This is a genomic window from Streptomyces sp. NBC_00490, from assembly GCF_036013645.1.
In the GTDB taxonomy this organism is placed as follows: Bacteria; Actinomycetota; Actinomycetes; order Streptomycetales; family Streptomycetaceae; genus Streptomyces; species Streptomyces canus_F.
This window is the reverse complement of record NZ_CP107869.1, coordinates 6,797,181-6,817,160: the sequence shown is the minus strand read 5'-3', so window position 1 is coordinate 6,817,160 and position 19,980 is coordinate 6,797,181. Positions and strand designations below refer to the sequence as shown.

The window sequence follows — 19,980 nt, the reverse complement described above, 5'->3', positions numbered from 1 at the left end:
CACGCACATTGGCCCGCCCTTCATGCCAGATTCGTTCCTAGGTCCGCCTTCACTCGACCAGTTGCGCGCCGAGTTTCACGGATCAGTGAAGCGCGCCGCTCTGGGATGCCGCGGTCGAGTTGGATGCCGACAATTCCGGCCTGGACAGCGCGGCAGGTCGGAGCCCTAAACGCTCAGCGGTGACGCTGCTAGGCAGATCGGCGTGCATCGGGCAGGTCGAGCGGCTCATGGTGATGCCACAGTAGGTGTCGGTCACCGCGGCGCAGCTCTGCATCTCCCCATTCAAGGCGCATGACCCCCGTACCCATGGCGCATGCGTAAGCCAGGAGAACCAGCCCGGCATCGGGGTCTAGCTGGCTCAAGTCTTTGTGGAACTCCTGTTCTTGCAGCTCCTCAAGCCCTAGATCCAACTCCCCCTGCAGAGGCTCCGGACCGTGGCGGCGGATCAAATCGGCTCGAAGGCCGACCGCACGGCGAAGACGGGTCACCGTGACCGGTACATCTCGCTTGGCGTAGCGGATGGGGTACAGCACCTGGCCAGCAACAACCATCACTGTGCGCGCTTGCAGACGTACCGCAGTAGCGCCTGAAAGGTCAGCGAGCCCGGCCGCCAGCTCCTCGTATTGGGAAGCGTGAAGACCGTGACCGTACGCTTCCAGAGTCTGTGTTCCCACTCCCCGGTGGCCGTCCCGCGCCCGTTCGTGGGCCCTGACAATGCACTCTGGGATCAGTTTCGACAACGGTGCAGCCAGTTCACCAAAGACGCCCTGCGACCATGACTCGCTTGTGCTGCGCTCCGCCATCCCTGTTCCCCCTCGCACTCGTGGCACTGTCAGAGGCAACTACGAGAACTGACGGTGACCTGCAATGAGGCTTGCCGCAAGGGCGCAGAACGGGCGCTCAGCGAGGTTGAGCCAGCAACATCAGATCACGCACGCTTCCGTCGGCGGTGCATCGACCCTGGTGAGAGCTCGGACGGAAGACTCCGGACGCTGGACTATTTGTGGACAGATTCCCGGCAACTTGACGCAATAGAGCCTCTGACCAGCACGTTACCCGTGCACTGAAGGGCCCTCCGGAGCCGTGTGCGCAGGTTCGAATCCTGCCGGGGGCACCCTGTATGAGGTGCCCAGAGACCCCGTAAACAGCAGCAATGCTGAGTGCGGGGTCTTCGCGTATGCGTAGGCGCCCTGGGGCTCCATGGGTCGAGGCGTGGTCGAGGAGTTCTCACCCGGCGTCCGGCAGTGTCTCCGGGGGTGGGGGTGGGTCTGAAGGCTGCTGGCGGTCCGCTCGGCGTGTGTTTTCGTTTCGCAGGCTTGTCAGCCATGGCCAGAGGTCGGGGAGAGGTTGGGCCGAGCAGGCCAGTCGGTGTTCGATGCGGCACCGTTGGAAGGGGTCCGGCGGACAGACGCCGTAGACCGTCACCCGCCCGTCGGACAGTTCGATCCATCGGTGTTCCGCCGGCACGGTGTGGGCCAACGGCTCCATGTCCGGCTCGAGCAGCACCCAGTCGTACTCCAGTGTCGCCACGCGTTCGGCCGGCAAGCCGCAGTAGGGGCAGCGTGACCGCCCGCGTTCCAGCCTGCGTGGTCCCTCGTCCAAAGCCGCCATACCGCGAGGGTCGGCAGCCCGGGCCCCCGTGCGAAGAGGGGAATCGGACGCAACGCCTGGTGCGGGCACCCATTGTTGAAACTGCGCACAACGCGGAAGGTGCGCCCCGCAACTGACGACCGACAGTGCGCGGCCGAGATCTCACGATCCGACGACGTTGCGCGGCGGCGACGGACGCTGCGGCTCGGGTCGGCGTTCGCGGTCGCGTCTCTCGCTCGTTTCGCCGGTGCCGGGTGATGATCGGTTCGTGTGCGACCGTGACCTTCCACACAGATCATCCGTAGCTGCGGTCGGCAACTCTGCTCCGGCCGAGGTGAGTTGACGGTGTGTCCGTTTCGGGCCTTGTTTGCGGAGGGCAAGAAAGCGGGCATGTTTCCCTTTCAACTATGGCCTTTCCGGCTTTCGTCCAGTTCACTCGGGACGGCCTGCCGCAAGGCAGTTCGGACCACAGGAAGCATGTACGGATATGTCCAAATCGTCCGAGAATCCGCAAGTACCGATAAATCCCCACCCCGTTAGCGCCGCCGAGGTCATCCCAGGGGATCTCGTCGCCCTGGCGCCGGAGGATGTCGAGGCGCCTCGGTGGTACGTCGTCACGCACACGCTGCCCGAGTCGCCGGAGACGATCCGGCTGACGTTGCGGCCGCCGTTGGGCGGGGTGGACCGGGACGAGGTGCTCGGGCGGGAGCGGCCGGTGACCGTCGCGTGCCGACGGATGGATGTCGCCGGGGTGCCCCGGCTCTCCACGCCCCCTCTCGACGACGTCGAGTTCCGGGACGGGGACCGCGTGGGGTCCCTGCGGGCCGTCGATCCGGGTGCCGTCGAGGTGACCTTCGTACGGCGGTGGGGGGTCTGGCACCGGGATCTCGACCACTGCGCAGACGCGCCCGCCTCCGACCGTGACGTGCGGCGGTGGGCCGCCGACGCGGACCGGGAGGGGTTCGTCGTACGGCATCACCCTCGGCCTGTGCGTGAGGCCGCCGCCTCCGGACCCCGGCGGGTCGTCGTCACCGGGCTCGGGGCCGTCACTCCGCTCGGTGTCGGGGTCGACGAGCTGTGGCGTGGGCTGCTCGACGGGCGGCACGGGATACGGGAGTTGGACGACGAGGAGTTCCGTGAGCTGCCGGTGCGGGTGGCCGGGACCGTGCCCGTCGATCCCCTCACGCTGCTGCCCCGCGCCGCCGCCCGGCGGATGAACCGTGCCGCCCAGTTCGCCGTGCTGGCCGCGCGGGAGGCCTGGGGAGATGCCGGGTTCGTGGAGGGCGGGACGGTCGAGAGCGGGCTCGACCCGGCTCGGGTGGGGGTGAGCCTCGGGGCGATTCTCGGGGACGCGTCCGTGCTCGTGGGCGGGGACCGGAAGCTGCGGGACAAGGGGCCGCGTGGGGTCTCACCCCTCACCACACCCATGACCGTGCCCTCACAGGCCGCCTCCCAGGTCTCCCTCGACCTGCACATCACCGGCGAGGCACGGACCGTCACCAGCGCCTGCGCCTCCGGGACCGAGGCGATCGGGCAGGCCATCGACCGCATACGGTACGGCCGGGTCGACCTCGCTCTCGCGGGTGGCGCCGAAGCTGTCGTCACGCCGGCGATCATGGCCTCGTTCGCCTCCATGCGGGCCCTGTCCCAGGCGGGGTTGGCCGACGGGTCACCCTCGCGGCCGTTCGCCAAGGACCGGGACGGGTTCGTGAACGGGGAGGGCGCGGGGGTGCTCGTACTCGAGGCCGAGGAGCACGCCCGGGCCCGGGGTGCGCGGATCTACTGCGAGGCCGCCGGATGGGGGCTCTCCGCCGACGCGCATCACATGGCCGCGCCCGATCCGTCCGGGAGCGGGGTCGCGCTGGCCGTGCGGCGGGCGGTGCGGGACGCGGGTGGGTATGTGGTGGACGTCGTCCATGTGAACGCGCACGCGACGGCGACCGTGGAGGGGGACCTTGCCGAGGCGGGCGCTCTGCGGGCCGTGCTGGGGCGGCGGTCGGTGCCGGTGACCGCGTTGAAGGGGCACCTCGGGCATCTGCAGGGGGCCGCGGGCGGGGTCGAGGCGATCGCCGCCGTGCTGACGTTGCATCACGGGGTGGTGCCGCCGACCGTGGGGTGCCGGGAGGTCGACGACGCGGTCGGGCTGGATGTGGTGCTCGGGGAGCCGCGGGAGTTGCCGGCCGACGGCGACCTGGCGCTCAGCAACTCGTTCGGGTTCGGGGGGCACAACGCGGTACTGGCCCTGCGGCGGCTCGGGCTCGCATAGTTCGGCAGGCACCGCCGGGCCGGGGTGCGGGAAGGGACAGCGGGGCTCGACTCAGGCCGAGCGCTTGCGGGGTGTCGTCTTCTTCGCCGTCGTCTTCTTCGCCGACGCCGTGGACTTCGATGCCGTGGATCTCGACGCCGTGGACTTCGATGCGGTGGACTTCGACGCCGTGGATCTTGACGCCGTCTTCTTCGTCGCCGTCGACTTCTTCGCCGAGGCCGCCGCGGTCGCCGCCGTCGACTTCTTGCCCCCCGCCTGCTTCGGCGTGGCGCGTGCCGACTTGCGCTGGGGCAGGCGGTGGACCTCCGCGGGCTCCTCGCCCCGGGACTCCTTCGCGTCGCGGACGCTCTTCTCCAGGGCGGCCATGAGGTCGAGGACCTTGCCGCCCTTCGCGGGTTCCGCAGCCTCGGGCACGGTCTCGCCGGCCGCCTTGGCGGCGACGACCTCCTCCAGCGCCTCGCGGTACTCGTCGTGGAGGTCGTCCAGGTCGATCTCGCCCAGGGTGTCCATCAGCGCGTCCGCGAGGTCCAGCTCCTTGTCGTTCACCGTGACCCTGGTGTCGGGCGCGACTCCCTGCGGGGCCCGGACCTCGTCCGGCCACAGCAGCCCGTGCATGGCGATCGCGTCCTCCACCACCCGCAGCATGCCCAGGCGCTCCCGGCCCCGTAGCGCGAACTTGGCGATGGCGACCTTGTTGCTGCGCTTCAGCGCCTCCCGCAGCAGTGTGTACGGCTTCGCCGCCGGGGCGCCGCCCGCCGCGAGGTAGTACGCCGCGTCCATCTGGAGCGGGTCGATCCGGTCGGCCGGTACGAAGGCGACGATCTCGATCGTCTTGGCCGTCGGGAGGGGGAGGTGGGCGAGATCGTCGTCGGTGATCGGGATGATCGTGCCGTCGGCGTCCTCGTAGCCCTTGCCGATCTCGGCCGAGCCGACCTCCTTCTCCTCCAGCTCGCAGACCTTGCGGTAGCGGATGCGGCCGCCGTCCTCCAGATGGATCTGACGGAAGGAGATCGAGTGGCTCTCGGTGGCGTTGACCAGCTTGATGGGGATGCTGACCAGGCCGAACGAGATGGCGCCGTTCCATATGGATCGCACGATCAGCACCTTTCCGGAACATAAAGGCCTTTAGGGTGTTATCCACCCATTCCGTGGGATTCTCATCGTATGACGCCGATCACCGAGGTGGACGGGCACCGGCTCGCACTCAGCAATCTGGACAAGGTGCTGTATCCCGCGACCGGGTTCACCAAGGGCGAGGTGCTGCACTACTACGCGACCGCCGCCGACGCCCTGCTCCCCCATCTGCGGGACCGGCCGGTGTCCTTCCTGCGGTATCCGGACGGCCCCGACGGTCAGGTGTTCTTCGCCAAGAACGTGCCGCCGGGTACGCCCGACTGGGTCACCACGGCCGAGGTGCCCAGGTCGGAGGGGCCGGCGCGGATGGTGCTGGTCCAGGATCTGGCGAGCCTGATGTGGGCCGCGAACCTCGTCACGGAGTTCCATACGCACCAGTGGGCGATCCAGCGGCCCGACCGCGCCGACCGGATTGTCTTCGATCTCGACCCCGGTCCCCCGGCCACCGTCGTCGACTGCTGCGAGGTCGCGCTCTGGCTGCGGGAGCGGCTCGCCGAGGACGGGATCGAGGCGTACGCCAAGACGTCCGGGTCCAAGGGGCTGCATCTGCTGGCGGCCGTGCACCCCACGCCGTCCGATCGGGTGACCGAGTACGCCAAGGAACTGGCCGTCGCCGCCGAGCGCGCCCTCCCGCGCCTGGCCGTGCACCGGATGACCAAGAGCCTGCGGCCCGGAAAGGTCTTCGTCGACTGGAGCCAGAACGCGGCCCGGAAGACGACCGCCACGCCCTACACCCTGCGGGCCCGACAGGAGCCCACCGTCTCCGCCCCCGTCACCTGGGACGAGGTCGAGGAGTGCCGGTCACCCGGGCAACTCGCCTTCCTCGCGACGGACATCGCACCCCGCCTCCAGGACCACGGCGACCTGCTCGCCCCGCTCTTCGACAGCGCTGACGTCGCTCGGCTGCCCTCGCTCCGGTGACCGTCATCGACTCAGGCCGGTGACGTGGTCACACCCGCGTCCAGGTGTGCCGGTCGCGTGCCATCGCGTGCAGGGCCTCCACGTCCGCCGGCTTGAGCATCCCGCCGAGCCGGGCCAGGCTCTCCACCTCCGTGTCCGCGATGATCCGGACCTCCCTCGGCGGGGCGGTGATCCGGACGTCCGCCGGGCCGACGAGGGCGAGGACGGGGTGGACCTCGGCGGTCAGGGCGTACGAGGCGCGGTCGGCGTCGGCGCGGACGCGGCGCAGCAGCGGGTGGGCGTCGCGGCGGCCCAGGGTGACCATGGGGTCGGCGACCGTCACCCGTTGCTTGCGGGCGTACACCGAATGGATCGCGAAGAGGCCGCCGGGACCGATCGCCAGATGGTGGACGCGGTCGCCGCCGGGGAACGGGACCGAGTGCAGGACGTGCCAGCCCGCCCCGTCCAGCCGGTCCAGCGCCTCCCCCACCGCCTGCTCGGCCAGCAGTGCCCTGCGGCGCGGGTCCGCGCGCAGCCGGTGCGGTGGTCCCGGGTCGCGGTCGAGGGCGATCTGGAGGGCCTCGCCGGGGCGGTTGGGCGCCAGGTCGTCGTCCGGGTGGAGGGTAAGGCGGGCGAGCTCCGCCGGTGTCGGCACCGGGGGCGGACCCACCGCCACCGGGCCGGTCAGGAAGGGCCCGAGGACTTCGAGTACGTCGTCCCTGCGGTCCTCGCTCAACAGGTTCACCCGGGCCGCCTCACGGTCGTACCAGGCGACGTTGCGCCCGTCCGTCAGGCACACGTAGAGCCGCTCCTGGCCGTGGCGCCAGGTCGGTATGACGCGCAGTCCGCTCATGCACCATCACCCCTTGACCATGGGAACAGGCGGGGTGCTCCAGGGGCAAGAAGGCGGTTACCTTTGGGAGTAGTTGGGTGGGGGAGTTGGGGAGGCGTTGTTGCGTACCCGCAGGAAGCAGCCCGACGTACCGGCCCCGGACAGTCCCTGGAACGAGATAGTGCCCGGCCTGTGGATGGGCGGGCACGAGTTCAGGGGGCACTCGGGGCAACTGGAATTCGCCGTCGTACGGGACGAGTTCGATCTCGTCCAGACCTTGCTGAGGCTGCCGGGGCACGGGCCCGACCCGGGAGTGGAACACCATGTCTGGCCGATTCCCGACGGGCCACTGGACGGAACCCAGCTCGCGGGCGTGATACGCCTCGCGCAGGCCGCGAGCGACGCACTGGACGAGGGCCGCAAGGTCCTCGTCCGCTGTTATCACGGCTACAACCGCTCGGGACTGGTCATCGCGCACGCGCTGATCCGGAGCGGGCGCTCCGCGGAGGAGGCGATCCGGACGGTCCGGGCCCGCCGCTCGCCGTGGGCGCTGCACAACGACCTGTTCGTCGACTATCTGCGGGCGGGGCTGCCGACCGCGCGGCTGCTGGAGGAGCTGGCAGAGTAGGCCCACGCCCCGCCCCTCAGGTGCGCAAAAAGGACTTCCGTACGAATAAGGTGTACGGGCCGGTCATCACCCCACCGCCTGCCCGTCCCGCCAGGAGCACAGTGCCACGCCCCGTCCGTTCCCTTGTCACCGCAGCCCTGGTGCTGGCCACCGCCGCGGGCTGCGGTGACGCGGGCGGACTGCACGGCGCGGGCCCCACCTCGACCGCGACCAGCCCGGCCCGGCTGTGGCCGAATCTGACCCCTGCCGCCAGTCCCGCCTGGAACTACGACGACGGCGAGTCCGAGGCCATGAAGGGCATCACCGCGCCGGGCGACGACGTCCGCGAGGTGGATCCGGTGGCCGTCGTGAAGGCGGAGATCGCCCAGCATCCCGACGACTACTCCGGTGCGAAGGCGCCGTACCGCGAGACGGCCCGCCGCATGGCGTACTGCGGGAGGAAGCCGGCCGACCACCGGTGCCCGCTGCTCAAGGCGTACTACCGCGACCTCACCGGCGACGGGCACGACGATCTGACGCTGGGGTTCCGGCTGCTTCCGGGCCACCAGACGGCGGTGCGCGTCTACACCTTCGAGGGCGGCCGGCTGCTCCAGGTCATGGCCAACGACGACGCCGTGAGCGGGGTCGAGCTGGCCGGGCGCTCGGTGATCATCCACGCGCCGTCCGACCTCGCGGACTACGAGTACCGCTTCCAGTGGACCTGGGATCCGGAGCAGCACGTCATGCTGCTGACCCACGACGAGATGCTGCACATCGGCAAGAGCCCGTCCCCGTCGGTGAGCACGCGGTGAGGGTCGCGCTCCCACGGTGGGCCGGCACCCTCGCCGTGAAGGCCGCCGTGTTCATCACGGTGATGTGCTGTGCGCTCGCCGCGTTGCTCGGCGTCCTCGTGCATGTCTCGGTGACCAACCAGACCGTCGGCCAGGCCCGCGACCTCGCGCTCCAGCGGCTCGAGGACGCGACCTCGGCGTACGAGGCCGGGGACACCCCCGGACCCTTCGCGGGCGTCGATCCGCCGGGACTGCCGGGCTCCCTGCGGGACCTGGCCGTGGCGGGCGACCGCGGCACGATGGTCGCCACCCGGGACGGCGATCCCACGATGTGGGCGGCCGGCCCCGCCGACGGGAACCGGGCCCTCGCGGTCCGCGTCGACTACCGCCAGCAGGCCCGCACCATCGCCGCCCTCGACCGGTCGATCCTGTGGTCCTCGGCCCTGGCGATCGGGGCGACGCTGCTGGTGGGGGCCTTCGCGGTGACCCGGGTGACCCGGCGGCTGCACGCCACGGCGCGGGTGGCCCGGCGGATCAGCGCGGGCGACCTGGACGCACGGGTCGACGATCCCCGCACGAAGGATCCCTCGCGCCCCCAGGACGAGGTCGCCGCGGTCGCCGCGGCACTGGACTCCATGGCGGCCTCGTTGCAGGGGAAGCTGCTGAGCGAGCAGCGGTTCACGGCGGACGTGGCGCATGAGCTGCGGACGCCGTTGACCGGGTTGCACGCGGCGGCGGAGCTGCTGCCTCCGGGGCGGCCGACGGAGTTGGTACGGGACCGGGTGGGGGCGCTGCGGACGCTGACGGAGGATCTGCTGGAGATCTCGCGGCTGGACACCGGGCGGGAGCGGGTGGAGCTGGACACCGAGCCGTTGGGGGCGCTGGCCGAGCGGGTGGTGCGGGCGTCCGGGACGGACACCGAGGTCGTCGTCGTACGGGATGTTTCCGTGGAGACGGATCGGCGGCGGCTGGAGCGGGTGCTGGGGAATCTGGTGGCCAATGCGCATCGGCATGGGCGGGGGCCGGTGTCTCTGACGGTTGACGGGCCGGTCGTGGTCGTTCGTGATCACGGGGACGGGTTTCCGGAGTATCTGGTCGAGCACGGGCCGCAGCGGTTTCGGACGGAGGGGGGTTCCAAGGGGCATGGGCTGGGGTTGACGATCGCGCTCGGGCAGGCGGAGGTGTTGGGGGCGCGGCTTTCGTTTGCGAATGCGGGTGGTGGTGGGGCGGTTGCGACGTTGGTGCTGCGGTAGTTGGCGGTCTGGCGGTTGTGTGTGGCTGGTCGCGCCCACGCGGCGGAGCCGCATATCGGATACAGCCCCGCGCTCCTGGGGGTTCTCCTATGGCCCAGCCTGAAAGGCGCCCCTCGGACGCTCCTCCTAATGTGGCGAATAGTCAGCTTCGCCCCATACGTGGAGGTCTCCCCCATGTCCCTGCGTTCCCGCCTCTCCATAACCGTCGTCGCCGGCGCCCTTGTCGCCGCGGCCGCCGTCAGCCCCGCCGTCGCGAACGATGACTGGGGTGGCTCTCAAGGCGAGTCCCAGAGCAACTCCCAGAGTGACTCCCAGAGCGGCTCCCGTGGTGACTGGGGTCAGCACCACCAGAGCAACCAGCGTCTCTACAAGGGCGTCGTGACGGCCAGTACGCTGCGGCTGCGCAGCAAGCCGACGACCGGGTCCCAGGTGATCCGCTACGCCTACCGGGGCGAGATCGTCTCCATCTTCTGCAAGACCGGCGGTCAGAACGTCGACGGCAACCACCTCTGGTACCTCCTCACGGACGGCACCTGGGCCTGGGGCGCCGCCCGGTACATCGACAACATCGGGGCCGCGCCACGCTGGTGCTGAGGCTAGGAAGACAACCTGCACCATTTGGGTAAGTTCCGGACATGACCAAGGCCGGAACCACCGTGGCTCAAGCGGATCCCCCCGCTCCCGCTGTACGTCTCCCCCGGCGCCGTGGCATCGAACTCGCCCTCATCGTCGTCGCCGTACTGCTCTCCGTGTACGGCTACTGCGCTGTCGGCCTCGCCACCTACGGCGCCGTCCCGCCCGGCGCCGCCGGCTACGGCGCCGGGCTCGGTGTGCTGGCGCTGGTCGCGCATCTCGTGGTGCGTTACCGGGCGCCGTACGCCGATCCGCTGCTTCTGCCGATCGGCGTCCTGCTCAACGGGCTCGGCCTGGTCCTCATCTACCGGCTCGACCTGGAGACGCCCGGCGACCGGGCGGCCCCCACCCAACTCGTGTGGTCCACGGTCGGCGTCGCCCTGTTCATCGTGACCGTGCTGCTGCTCCGCGACTATCGCGTGCTCCAGCGGTACGCGTACGTCTGCGTGGCGGCCGCCCTCGTGCTGCTCACCCTGCCGATCTTCTTCCCCTCCGTGAACGGGGCCCGGATCTGGATCCGGATCGCCGGATTCTCCATCCAGCCGGGCGAGTTCGCGAAGGTGCTGCTCGCGGTCTTCTTCGCGGCCTACCTCGCCGCCAACCGCAACGCGCTCGCGTACACGGGGCGCCGGGTGTGGCGGCTCCAGCTGCCGACCGGGCGGGTGCTCGGGCCGATCGTGGCGATCTGGCTGCTGAGCGTGTGCGTGCTGGTGCTGGAGCGGGACCTGGGGACCTCGCTGCTGTTCTTCGGACTGTTCGTGGTCCTGCTCTACGTCGCCACCGGGCGCACCGGCTGGATCGCCGTGGGCCTGCTGCTGGCCTCCTTCGGCGCGGTCGCCGTCGGCTGGCTGGAGCCGCATGTGCACAGCAGGGTCGAGGACTGGCTGCATCCGTTCGCCTCGATCGAGGCCGGCCAGGGTCCGAACCAGCTCGCGCAGTCCCTGTTCGCCTTCGCCGCCGGCGGCATGCTCGGCACCGGGCTGGGGCTCGGCCACTCGATCCTCATCGGGTTCGCGGCGAAGTCGGACTTCATCCTGGCCACGGCGGGCGAGGAGTTGGGGCTTGCCGGACTGTCGGCGATCTTCCTGCTCTACGCCCTGCTGGTGGAGCGCGGGATCCGGGCCGGGCTGGCGTTGCGCGATCCCTTCGGGCGGCTGCTCGCCGTCGGGCTCGCCTCGATCGTGGCGTTGCAGGTGTTCGTCATCGCCGGCGGGGTGACCGGGCTGATCCCGCTGACCGGGATGGCGATGCCGTTCCTGGCGCAGGGCGGCTCGTCGGTCGTCACCAACTGGGCGATCGTGGCGCTGCTGATCCGGGTGAGCGACTCGGCCCGCAGCCAGTACGACGGGGAGGAAGCCGCATGACCCGGGACAGGACCCGGCACATGACCCGCTACATCCGGCACGCGGCCTGCTTCTGCGCCCTGCTGCTCGCGGCGCTGCTCGTCAACGCCACCCGCGTCCAGGTCTTCGAGGCCCGGTCCTACGACGACAACCCCGCCAACCGCCGCTCCACCATCGCCCGTTACGGCCAGCCGCGCGGCGACATCCTGGTCGACGGAGAGCCGGTCACCGGTTCCCAGGACACGGACGGGCGGCTGCGCTTCGAACGGACGTATCCGAAGGGCCCGTTGTACGCGCCGGTCACCGGGTTCGCCTCGCAGATCTACGGCACGACGTTCCTGGAGCACACCGAGGACGGCATCCTGTCCGGGACCGACCCGATGCTCTCGGGGTTCCCGCTGTGGAACGACTTCACCCGCGCCCAGAGCCCCGGCGGGCACGTGGTCACCACGATCAACGGGGCCGCCCAGGAGGCCGCTTACGCGGGGCTCGCCGGACGGAAGGGCGCGGTGGCGGCCGTCGAGCCGTCGAGCGGGCGGATTCTGGCGCTGGTGTCGAGCCCGTCGTACGACCCCGGAGTGCTGTCCGGGAACGGCGCGGCCGTGGAGCGGTCCTGGGCGGGGCTGAACGAGGACCCGGACAAGCCGATGCTCAACCGGGCGATCCGGCAGACCTATCCGCCGGGTTCGACCTTCAAGGTGGTGACCGCGGCGGCCGCGCTGGACGCGGGGGTGGTGACGGACGTGGAGAAGCCGACCCGCTCGCCGGACCCCTACCGTCTGCCGGGCACCTCGACCTCGCTGGTGAACGAGGCGACGGGCTGCGAGGACGCCTCGGTGCACGCGGCCTTCGTGTGGTCGTGCAACACGGTGTTCGCCAAGCTGGGGGTGCGGGTCGGGGTGGCGGACATGGCGGCCACGGCGGCGGGGTTCGGCTTCAACGACCAGGGGCTCGGCATCCCGTTCTCCGTCGCCGAGAGCACCTTCGACGTCTCCGTCGACAAGGCGCAGCTCGCGCTGTCGTCGATCGGGCAGTACAACACGCGGGCCACACCGCTGCAGATGGCGATGGTGTCGGCGGCTGTCGCCAATGGGGGTCAGGTGCGGCCGCCGTATCTGGTGGAACGTACGACCCGCTCGGGCGGCGCCACCGTGGCGACGTCCGGCTCCCGGCCGGTACGGCAGGCGATGTACCCGTCGACCGCGGTACGTCTGAAGGAGCTGATGGAGGACGTGGTGCGAGAGGGCACCGGCACCAACGCCGCGATCCCCGGCGCGACAGTCGGGGGCAAGACCGGCACCGCGCAGCACGGGATCGGCAACTCCGGGACGCCGTACGCCTGGTTCATCTCCTGGGCGCAGGGCGAGCGGGACATGGAACCGAAGGTCGCGGTCGCCGTGGTGGTGGAGGACGCGGAGGCGGACCGGGGCGAGATCAGCGGGGGCGGGGACGCGGCGCCGATCGCCCGGGCGGTGATGGAGGCGGTGCTCAACTCGTAGGGCAGCGGGGTCTGTTCACGTGGTGAGACGGGGTCTGTACTTCCGACGGAGGACCGACCTACCGTTCGGTACATGACTTCAGCCGTCGCTCACGAACTCGCCCAGGTCAATATCTCCCGCCTCAAGTTCCCGCTGGATTCACCGGAGTTGAAGGACTTCGTCGACGCGCTCGACCCGGTCAACGCCTCCGCGGAGGCAGCCGACGGCTACGTCTGGCGTCTGCAGTCCGAGGGGGGCGACGCGACCGACATCAAGGTCTTCGGCGACGACTGGCTGATCATCAACCTGACGGTGTGGCGGGACACCGACGCCCTGACGGCCTTCATGTACCAGGGGCAGCACCGCGAGATGCTGGCCCGGCGCCGCGAGTGGTTCGAGAAGGTCGCGGAGGCGATGACGGCCCTGTGGTGGGTCCCGGCCGGCCGTCGCCCGACGGTCGCGGAGGCCGAGTCCCGCCTTCTGCACCTGCGGGCGAACGGCCCGACACCGTACGCCTTCACCCTGCGGACGTCGTTCCCGGCCCAGGGTGCGGAGCCGGTGTCGTTCGCGGTGCCGGAGGATCTGGGCTGCGGGGTCTAGCCGGCTCCGCCGGGTACCGCCTCCCGCCGTCGCAGCCACCCCTCCGGCACGTCCTCCACGCCTGTGCGGGCGGCGACGACACCGCCCGTGATGGCGCAGGTGGTGTCGACGTCGCCGAAGCCCTCGGCGGTGGACCAGAGGGCGGAGACGAGGTCGTCGGGGTGGCGGGCGGCGGTCCAGAGGGCGAAGGGGACGGTGTCGTCGGCGCGGATCCGCTGTCCGTTGCCGAGGAGGTCGGAGGCCTTCCACGGTTCGGTGGAGAAGGGGACTTCCGCGGCCCGGACGAGACCCTCCTGCACCGCGCTCCGGGGTGTCAGCGCCGCCACCGCGTCCAGCGTCAGCTCGTGCCCGACCGACAGCGCCGCCGCCACCGCCACGGCGACCGCCCCCGCGACCCCTTCCGGATGGGCGTGCGTGACCTCGGCCGACAGGGTGGCCTGCTCGACCACCCGGGACAGATCGGTATGGAACCACGCACCCAACGGCGCCACCCGCATCGCCGAGCCGTTGCCGAGGCTGCCCTCGCCGCCGAAGAGCTCCCGGGCGAACTCGGGCCAGCGGCCGGGCTCGTGGAGGAGGCGGGGCAGCAACTGGTGCATGCCATGGCCGTATCCGCGGGCGGGGTCGGCGTCGTAGCCAAGCGCGAAGGCCTGGGCCAGCTCGGTCCGGCGTACCTCGCCGAACTCGTCGAGCACCCGGAAGATCCCGAGCGCCATGGCCGTGTCGTCGGTCCAGTGCCACTCGGGCTCCTGCGGCACCCGACGGTCCCGGACCTCGTTGTACGCCTGCCGGGGCTCGCGGAAGAGCGGGAACCACCGCTCGCCGAACGCGTCGCCGAGGGCGAGGCCCTCCAGGCTGCGCCGCGCGGCGACACGGTCCGGGACGATGGTCACTCACTGGCCCCCAGTTCGATCGACTGCCGCACCTCGGCGACGCGTTCATGCTCCTCCGCCGCGAACCGTTCCGCATCCAGTTTCTCGGCGATCTCCTCGTCCTGGGCCATCAGCAGATCGAGGTTGGAGTCCCCCATCTCGAAGACCCCCATGTCGACGTAGGCCTGCTGGAGCCGCTTGCCCCACAGCCCGATGTCCTTGACGCACGGCACGATGCGCGAGAACAGCAACTGCCGGAACAGGGCGAGGAATTCGGAGTTCTCGCTGTACTCCTCGGCCTCGGCGGTCGGGATCCCGAAGTTCTCCAGGACCTCGACGCCCCGCAGCCGGTCCCGCATCAGGTAGCAGCCCTCGATGACGAACTCCTCCCGCTCCCGCAGTTCGGCGTCGCTGAGCTGCTTGTAGTAGTCCCGCAGCGCCATCCGTCCGAAGGCCACGTGCCGGGCCTCGTCCTGCATGACGTAGGCGAGGATCTGTTTCGGCAGCGGCTTGTCGGTCGTGTCGCGGATCATCCCGAAGGCGGCGAGGGCGAGCCCCTCGATGAGGACCTGCATCCCCAGATAGGGCATGTCCCACCGGCTGTCCCGCAGGGTGTCGCCCAGCAGGGACTGGAGGTTGTCGTTGACCGGGTAGAGCGTCCCGATCTTCTCGTGCAGGAACCGGCCGTAGATCTCCGCGTGCCGGGCCTCGTCCATCACCTGGGTCGCCGAGTAGAGCTTGGCGTCGAGATCGGGCACGGACTCGACGATCCGCGCGGCGCACACCATCGCGCCCTGCTCACCGTGCAGGAACTGGCTGAACTGCCAGGAGGCGTAGTGCCGCCGCAGCTCCCCCTTGTCCTTCTCCGTCAGCTTCGCCCAGTGCTTGGTGCCGTACAGGGACATGGACTCGTCGGGCGTTCCGAGCGGGTCGTCCGGATCGACCTCCAGCTCCCAGTCGATGCGCTTCTGCCCGTCCCACTGCTTGTCCTTGCCTTTCTGGTAGAGGGCGAGCAGACGGTCCCGTCCATCGTCGTACTCCCAGCTGAAACGCGCCGCGCCGGTAGCCGGCACCTGCCAGTGGGGATCTCCCGGATCTGTGGCGTACAGGTCGAAAGTCGGCATGTCCCGCAGGCTCACACGCGGTAGACGCGGGGTCAACAAGTCGCGCGCGAGGGATTGACGAGCTTGCTGACAAGCAGTCTCATAAGGGCATGACGACGTTGACGGACGCCGACGCGCTCGCGGGGTTGCGCGATGCGCTCGGCCTGCTCAAGGACCGGGAGCAGGTGGCCCAGCGGCTCCTCGACTCCTCCGCGAAGCACTCCTTCGACCCGGACAAGGAACTGGACTGGGACGCGCCCTTCGAGGAGGGCAAGTGGTTCTGGCCGCCGGAACTGGTCTCCCTCTACGACACCCCGATGTGGAAACGGATGAGCGAGGAGCAGCGCATCCTGCTCTCCCAGCACGAGGCGGCGGCGCTGGCCTCGCTGGGCATCTGGTTCGAGATCATCCTGATGCAGCTGCTCGTCCGGCACATCTACGACAAGGCGGCGACGAGTGCGCATGTGCGCTACGCGCTGACCGAGATCGAGGACGAGTGCCGGCACTCGAAGATGTTCGCCCGCCTGATCTCCCGCGGCGGCACCCCCTGGTACCCGGTCAGCCGGGCCCACCAGAACCTGGGCCGCCTCTTCAAGACCATCTCCACCACCCCCGGTTCCTTCACGGCGACGCTGCTCGGCGAGGAGGTCCTCGACTGGATGCAGCGGCTGACGTTCCCCGACGAGCGGGTGCAGCCCCTGGTCCGGGGCGTGACCCGCATCCACGTCGTGGAGGAGGCCCGCCATGTCCGCTACGCCCGTGAGGAACTGCGCCGCCAGATGATGACGGCGCCTCGGTGGTCGCAGGAGTTCACGCGGGTCACCTCCGGTGAGTTCGCGCGCGTCTTCTCCGTGGCCTTCGTCAACCCCGAGGTCTACACGAATGTGGGGCTGGACAGCCGGGAGGCGATGGCGCAGGTGAAGGCGAGCGGCCATCGTCGGGAGGTCATGCAGACGGGTGCGAAGAAGCTGACGGACTTCCTGGACGACATCGGGGTGTTGCGGGGTGTCGGGCGACGGCTGTGGAGGGCTTCGGGGTTGCTGGCTTGACGGTTGTCTGCGGGCCGGTGGGGGCTGGTCGCGCAGTTCCCCGCGCCCCTAAGAGGTCGGGACAGCCAGGCATGTCTTTGGCTGCACCCACCCAGGGGCGCGGGGAACTGCGCGACCAGCCACAACGGGCCCCCGGACGGCCGACTACCCTTCGAGGCATGACCCCAGCCGCCCCTGCCTACCGCCGTCTGAGTGTCGAGGAGCGCCGCACCCAGCTCCTCGAAGCCGCCCTCGGCCTCTTCGCGCACCGCGCACCCGAGGACGTGTCGCTCGACGACGTGGCGGAGGCGGCCGGAGTCTCCCGCCCCCTGGTGTACCGGTACTTCCCCGGCGGCAAGCAGCAGCTGTACGAGGCCGCTCTCCGGTCCGCCGCCGATGAACTCCGGCAGTGCTTCGACGAGCCCCGCGAGGGCCCGCTCCTCATCCGTCTCTCCCGTGCCCTGGACCGCTACCTCGCCTTCGTCGACCAGCACGACGCCGGGTTCAGCGCCCTGCTCCAGGGCGGCAGCGTGGTGGAGACGTCCCGCACGACGGCCATCGTGGACGGCGTACGCCGGGCCGCGGCCGAGCACATCCTCAGCCACCTCGGGGTCACCGAACCGGGCCTCCGGCTCCGCATGACGGTACGCATGTGGATCACCGCCGTGGAGGCGGCGTCACTGATCTGGCTCGACGAGGGCAAGCAGCCTCCCCTCGACGAGCTCCGCGACTGGCTGGTCGACCAGTTCGTCGCCGTACTCACCGTCACCGCCGCCCGCGACCCGCAGACGGCGACGCTGGCGCAGGCCCTCACGTCGCATATCTGAGACTGGTCCCGTGAAAAGCGAAGACACCCCCTTCGAGGGCGGACCGATGGACGGCCGCGTACTGCCCGTCCTCCTGGGTCCCACCGGCCACCCGCCCAAGCAGTACCGCATCCCGGTCCCGGACGCCGCCGGCGGCCCGCCCACCGTGCTGGTCTACCGCCGTGTCCCCCGGGGCCAGAGCAAGCGGCTCGGCCTCCCGCAGGGGTGGAAGTACGAGTACGACCCCGAGGGCACGCCCTCCCGGCTGCGCTGGCCATGGTCGAAACCCGCCGCCAAGCCCGACGCCACGCCGGGCGGCAAGCGGGAGGACACCGACGGGTGACGTGATTGGGCCGAACCGCGCACGCTCGACGCGCGCGCCCTTGCGGCCCGTCCCATGCTCGCGGTGCGGGACAGAGTGGCTGTTCCGCACCGGAGGTGATGACGTGTCAGGAAGGCTTCTGCGCCTGGCGTGTACGGCGGCGATCGCGGCCGCCGCAGCCCTGGCGCCCGTGCCCGCGAACGCCGTACCGGAACCCGGGGAGCGCACCGTCGCCGAACTGCTGACGGACCTTCAGCGCCTGTACCGGGAGGCGGAGCGGGCCACGGAGACGTACAACGCGACCGAGGAGAAGCTGAGGAAGCAGAAGGCGGAGGTGCTCCGTCTGGACACCGCGCTGTCCCGGGCCCGGCTCTCCCTCCACGACAGCCGGGGCGCGGCCGGCCGTCTGGCCCGCCAGCAGTACCAGAACAGCACCGACATCTCCCCGTACGTCCGGCTGCTCCTGGCCCGCGACCCCCAGCGCGCCCTCGACGAGGGCCATGTCATCGGACAGATGGCCCGGGAGCGCGCCGAGACGGTGGGCCGCCTGACCGGAAGCGAGAAGAAGGCCGACGGTCTGGCGCGCGCGGCCCGCAAGGCGCTGGACGGCCAACTCACGCTGGCCGCACGCCAGAAGAAGGACCGGGACGAGGTGCGGAAGAAGCTGCACGACGTCGAGGAGCTGCTCTCCTCCTTGAGCGCGGAGCAGGTGCGGGAGCTCGCCCGGTTCGAGGAGGACGAGATCACCGAGGCACAGGACGACCTCGTCGCGTCGGGCGCCCTGAGCGACAAGGACGCCAAGCCGTCGGACCAGGGCGACAAGGCGGTGCGCTATGCCCTGGACCAGCTCGGGAAGCCGTACAAGTGGGGTGCGGAGGGGCCGAAGGAGTACGACTGCTCAGGTCTGACCTCGCAGGCGTGGGGCCATGCGGGGACGCCCATCCCCCGGACCAGCGAGGAGCAGTGGGCGCTGCTCCCCCGTATCCCTCTGAAGGAGCTGCGCCCCGGCGACCTGGTGGTCTACTTCCCCGACGCCACCCACGTGGGGATGTACCTGGGCAAGGGCAAGATCGTGCAGGCTCCGAGGACCGGCGAGAAGGTCAAGGTGTCGCCGATCGCGTCGAACCCGATCCTCGGAGCCGTACGCCCTGATCAGGACAGCGAGGCCAGGTAGGCCGCCGTCTTCTCGGGCTCGTAGAAGAAGTTCTCGAAGTCGGCCGGGTCGTTGAACGCGTTGGCGAACCGGTCGGCGGCGGGCTGCAACTGCCCTGCCGCGCCGATGAGGTTCAGGATGTGCTCCGGCGGCGGCGCCAGCATCGCATTGGTCCACTTGGTGACGTGCTGGGCCGTGTCCCAGTAGCGGTCGAACGTCCCTCGCATCCACTCCTCGTCGAACTCCTTCTCGCCGCGCTCGAGGATGGAGGCGAGGTACGAAGCGGCGCACTTGGAGGCGGAGTTGGAGCCCTGACCCGTGATCGGGTCGTTCGCGACGACGACGTCGGCGACACCGAGGACGAGACCGCCACCGGGCAGCCGGCCGACGGGGTTACGGACGGTGGGCGCGTACCGGCCCGCCAATGTGCCACCGGCGTCGGTCAGTTCGACCTTCGTGGCCCGCGCGTACTCCCACGGCGTGAACCGCTCCATGAGTTCCAGGGTCAGGGAGAGGTGTTCCGCGGGGTCCTTGACGCCGTTGAAGACGTCGAGCGGGCCGCCGGGTATGCCCTCCCAGAACAGGATGTCGGCGCGGCCGGAGGTCGTGAGGGTCGGCATGACGAACAGCTCGCCGACACCGGGGACCAGGTTGCAGCGGACCGCGTCGTGGTCCGGGTGCTCGGGCCGGGGGCCCAGGCCGTGGACGTACGACACGGCCAGCGCGCGCTGCGGCTCGCTGTACGGCGAACGGGAGGCGTCCCGGCCGAACATCGACACCAGTTCGCCCTTGCCCGCCGACACCAGCACCAGGTCGTACGTACGGGAGAAGTAGTCGAGGTCGGAGACCGCCGCGCCGTGGATGACGAGCTGGCCGCCGCGCTGGGCGAACGTCTCCATCCAGCCCGCCATCTTCACGCGCTGGTCGACCGACTGCGCGTACCCGTCGAGCTTGCCCACCCAGTCGATCGCACGGGCCGCGGGGCCCTCGGCCCACGAGCCGGGGGCCGCGACCGAGACGCCGAGTCCTTCGATCTTCGGGGCCTGGGACTCCCAGAAGTTCAGCTGGAGATCGCGCTCGTGCTGCAGTGCCGTGTGGAACATGCACTGCGTCGACATGACCCGGCCGGAGCGGATCTCGTCCGCCGTCCGGTTCGACATCAGGGTGACCTCGTACCCGTGCGACTGGAGTCCGAGGGCGAGCTGGAGACCGGACTGGCCGGCCCCTACGACGAGTATCTTCCGCATACGGCTGGTGGCTCCTAGGTCG

Annotated in this window: 20 protein-coding genes; 13 read left to right on the top strand and 7 right to left on the bottom strand. The window is 70.3% G+C overall.

Going from position 1 to position 19,980, the window contains the following annotated elements:
- Window positions 1–188: 188 nt before the first annotated feature.
- Both OG381_RS31285 and OG381_RS31280 read right to left on the bottom strand, forming a co-directional pair.
- The gene (locus tag OG381_RS31285; RefSeq protein ID WP_327719386.1) at window positions 189–803 is read right to left on the bottom strand and encodes a hypothetical protein; all 615 of its coding nucleotides are present in this window, start codon (window positions 801–803) and stop codon (window positions 189–191) included.
- Window positions 804–1,227: 424 nt separating this feature from the next.
- On the bottom strand, window positions 1,228–1,611 hold the full coding sequence (locus tag OG381_RS31280) for a DUF6083 domain-containing protein (RefSeq protein WP_327719385.1): 384 nt from the start codon (window positions 1,609–1,611) through the stop codon (window positions 1,228–1,230).
- Window positions 1,612–2,077: 466 nt separating this feature from the next.
- Between OG381_RS31280 and OG381_RS31275 the strand changes: the two genes are divergently transcribed.
- On the top strand, window positions 2,078–3,856 hold the full coding sequence (locus tag OG381_RS31275; protein ID WP_327719384.1) for a beta-ketoacyl-[acyl-carrier-protein] synthase family protein: 1,779 nt from the start codon (window positions 2,078–2,080) through the stop codon (window positions 3,854–3,856).
- Window positions 3,857–3,907: 51 nt separating this feature from the next.
- Here OG381_RS31275 and ku read toward each other — a convergent pair whose 3' ends face one another.
- Complete coding sequence (gene ku, locus OG381_RS31270) at window positions 3,908–4,951, bottom strand: non-homologous end joining protein Ku (RefSeq protein ID WP_443061949.1); 1,044 nt, start codon at window positions 4,949–4,951, stop codon at window positions 3,908–3,910.
- A gap of 69 nt (window positions 4,952–5,020) precedes the next feature.
- Between ku and ligD the strand changes: the two genes are divergently transcribed.
- On the top strand, window positions 5,021–5,911 hold the full coding sequence (ligD, locus tag OG381_RS31265) for a non-homologous end-joining DNA ligase (RefSeq protein ID WP_327719382.1): 891 nt from the start codon (window positions 5,021–5,023) through the stop codon (window positions 5,909–5,911).
- Window positions 5,912–5,939: 28 nt separating this feature from the next.
- On the opposite strand, the gene OG381_RS31260 is transcribed toward ligD, so the two are convergent.
- Window positions 5,940–6,743 (bottom strand): nuclease-related domain-containing protein, encoded by an 804-nt coding sequence (locus OG381_RS31260; RefSeq protein ID WP_327719381.1) that lies wholly within the window; start codon window positions 6,741–6,743, stop codon window positions 5,940–5,942.
- A gap of 100 nt (window positions 6,744–6,843) precedes the next feature.
- On the opposite strand from OG381_RS31260, the gene OG381_RS31255 reads away from it, so the two are divergent.
- The 7 genes from OG381_RS31255 to OG381_RS31225 all read left to right on the top strand — a co-directional run bounded on the left by OG381_RS31255 (window position 6,844) and on the right by OG381_RS31225 (window position 13,427).
- Entirely contained in the window at window positions 6,844–7,350 is a 507-nt protein-coding gene (locus tag OG381_RS31255; protein ID WP_327719380.1) for a protein-tyrosine phosphatase family protein, read from the top strand.
- Between the two features lie 101 nt (window positions 7,351–7,451).
- Window positions 7,452–8,141, top strand: a complete 690-nt coding sequence (locus OG381_RS31250; RefSeq protein WP_327719379.1) for a hypothetical protein — start codon at window positions 7,452–7,454, stop codon at window positions 8,139–8,141.
- Window positions 8,138–9,373 (top strand): HAMP domain-containing sensor histidine kinase, encoded by a 1,236-nt coding sequence (locus tag OG381_RS31245; RefSeq protein ID WP_327719378.1) that lies wholly within the window; start codon window positions 8,138–8,140, stop codon window positions 9,371–9,373. Before OG381_RS31250 ends, OG381_RS31245 begins: the two co-directional genes overlap by 4 nt.
- Before the next feature lie 174 nt (window positions 9,374–9,547).
- Window positions 9,548–9,967, top strand: coding sequence for an SH3 domain-containing protein (locus OG381_RS31240; RefSeq protein ID WP_327719377.1), 420 nt, complete (start codon window positions 9,548–9,550; stop codon window positions 9,965–9,967).
- Window positions 9,968–10,008: 41 nt separating this feature from the next.
- On the top strand, window positions 10,009–11,370 hold the full coding sequence (locus OG381_RS31235) for an FtsW/RodA/SpoVE family cell cycle protein (protein WP_327719376.1): 1,362 nt from the start codon (window positions 10,009–10,011) through the stop codon (window positions 11,368–11,370).
- 20 nt (window positions 11,371–11,390) lie between these two features.
- Window positions 11,391–12,848: a penicillin-binding transpeptidase domain-containing protein gene (locus OG381_RS31230; protein ID WP_327722600.1), complete on the top strand. Its 1,458-nt coding sequence runs from the start codon at window positions 11,391–11,393 to the stop codon at window positions 12,846–12,848.
- A 72-nt stretch (window positions 12,849–12,920) separates the two neighbouring features.
- Window positions 12,921–13,427, top strand: coding sequence for a DUF3291 domain-containing protein (locus OG381_RS31225; RefSeq protein ID WP_327719375.1), 507 nt, complete (start codon window positions 12,921–12,923; stop codon window positions 13,425–13,427).
- Here the strand turns inward: OG381_RS31225 and OG381_RS31220 are convergent.
- Together OG381_RS31220 and OG381_RS31215 are read right to left on the bottom strand one after the other, a co-directional pair.
- Entirely contained in the window at window positions 13,424–14,320 is an 897-nt protein-coding gene (locus OG381_RS31220; RefSeq protein WP_327719374.1) for an ADP-ribosylglycohydrolase family protein, read from the bottom strand. The genes OG381_RS31225 and OG381_RS31220 overlap by 4 nt on opposite strands.
- Window positions 14,317–15,423 (bottom strand): ferritin-like domain-containing protein, encoded by a 1,107-nt coding sequence (locus OG381_RS31215; RefSeq protein ID WP_327719373.1) that lies wholly within the window; start codon window positions 15,421–15,423, stop codon window positions 14,317–14,319. Before OG381_RS31215 ends, OG381_RS31220 begins: the two co-directional genes overlap by 4 nt.
- Window positions 15,424–15,512: 89 nt before the next feature.
- On the opposite strand from OG381_RS31215, the gene OG381_RS31210 reads away from it, so the two are divergent.
- From OG381_RS31210 to OG381_RS31195, 4 genes are all read left to right on the top strand, one after another.
- Window positions 15,513–16,451 carry an AurF N-oxygenase family protein gene (locus OG381_RS31210; protein ID WP_327719372.1) on the top strand — a complete coding sequence of 313 codons (939 nt, stop codon included), beginning with the start codon at window positions 15,513–15,515 and terminating at the stop codon, window positions 16,449–16,451.
- 158 nt (window positions 16,452–16,609) lie between these two features.
- Window positions 16,610–17,257: a TetR/AcrR family transcriptional regulator gene (locus OG381_RS31205; RefSeq protein ID WP_327719371.1), complete on the top strand. Its 648-nt coding sequence runs from the start codon at window positions 16,610–16,612 to the stop codon at window positions 17,255–17,257.
- 10 nt (window positions 17,258–17,267) lie between these two features.
- Complete coding sequence (locus tag OG381_RS31200) at window positions 17,268–17,579, top strand: hypothetical protein (protein WP_327719370.1); 312 nt, start codon at window positions 17,268–17,270, stop codon at window positions 17,577–17,579.
- A 103-nt stretch (window positions 17,580–17,682) separates the two neighbouring features.
- Window positions 17,683–18,732, top strand: a complete 1,050-nt coding sequence (locus OG381_RS31195; RefSeq protein ID WP_327719369.1) for a C40 family peptidase — start codon at window positions 17,683–17,685, stop codon at window positions 18,730–18,732.
- Here OG381_RS31195 and OG381_RS31190 read toward each other — a convergent pair.
- A complete protein-coding gene (locus tag OG381_RS31190; protein ID WP_327719368.1) occupies window positions 18,711–19,958 on the bottom strand; it encodes a styrene monooxygenase/indole monooxygenase family protein in 1,248 nt (415 codons plus the stop codon). The genes OG381_RS31195 and OG381_RS31190 overlap by 22 nt on opposite strands.
- Window positions 19,959–19,980: the final 22 nt, after the last annotated feature.

Excerpts from the sequence above, each read along its gene's own strand:
- OG381_RS31285 (WP_327719386.1), bottom strand. The coding sequence starts at position 803 with ATGGCGGAGCGCAGCACAAGCGAGTCATGGTCGCAGGGCGTCTTTGGT.
- OG381_RS31280 (WP_327719385.1), bottom strand. The coding sequence starts at position 1,611 with ATGGCGGCTTTGGACGAGGGACCACGCAGGCTGGAACGCGGGCGGTCA.
- OG381_RS31275 (WP_327719384.1), top strand. The coding sequence starts at position 2,078 with ATGTCCAAATCGTCCGAGAATCCGCAAGTACCGATAAATCCCCACCCC.
- ligD (WP_327719382.1), top strand. The coding sequence starts at position 5,021 with ATGACGCCGATCACCGAGGTGGACGGGCACCGGCTCGCACTCAGCAAT.
- OG381_RS31260 (WP_327719381.1), bottom strand. The coding sequence starts at position 6,743 with ATGAGCGGACTGCGCGTCATACCGACCTGGCGCCACGGCCAGGAGCGG.
- OG381_RS31240 (WP_327719377.1), top strand. The coding sequence starts at position 9,548 with ATGTCCCTGCGTTCCCGCCTCTCCATAACCGTCGTCGCCGGCGCCCTT.
- OG381_RS31235 (WP_327719376.1), top strand. The coding sequence starts at position 10,009 with ATGACCAAGGCCGGAACCACCGTGGCTCAAGCGGATCCCCCCGCTCCC.
- OG381_RS31230 (WP_327722600.1), top strand. The coding sequence starts at position 11,391 with ATGACCCGCTACATCCGGCACGCGGCCTGCTTCTGCGCCCTGCTGCTC.
- OG381_RS31225 (WP_327719375.1), top strand. The coding sequence starts at position 12,921 with ATGACTTCAGCCGTCGCTCACGAACTCGCCCAGGTCAATATCTCCCGC.
- OG381_RS31215 (WP_327719373.1), bottom strand. The coding sequence starts at position 15,423 with ATGCCGACTTTCGACCTGTACGCCACAGATCCGGGAGATCCCCACTGG.
- OG381_RS31210 (WP_327719372.1), top strand. The coding sequence starts at position 15,513 with ATGACGACGTTGACGGACGCCGACGCGCTCGCGGGGTTGCGCGATGCG.
- OG381_RS31205 (WP_327719371.1), top strand. The coding sequence starts at position 16,610 with ATGACCCCAGCCGCCCCTGCCTACCGCCGTCTGAGTGTCGAGGAGCGC.
- OG381_RS31190 (WP_327719368.1), bottom strand. The coding sequence starts at position 19,958 with ATGCGGAAGATACTCGTCGTAGGGGCCGGCCAGTCCGGTCTCCAGCTC.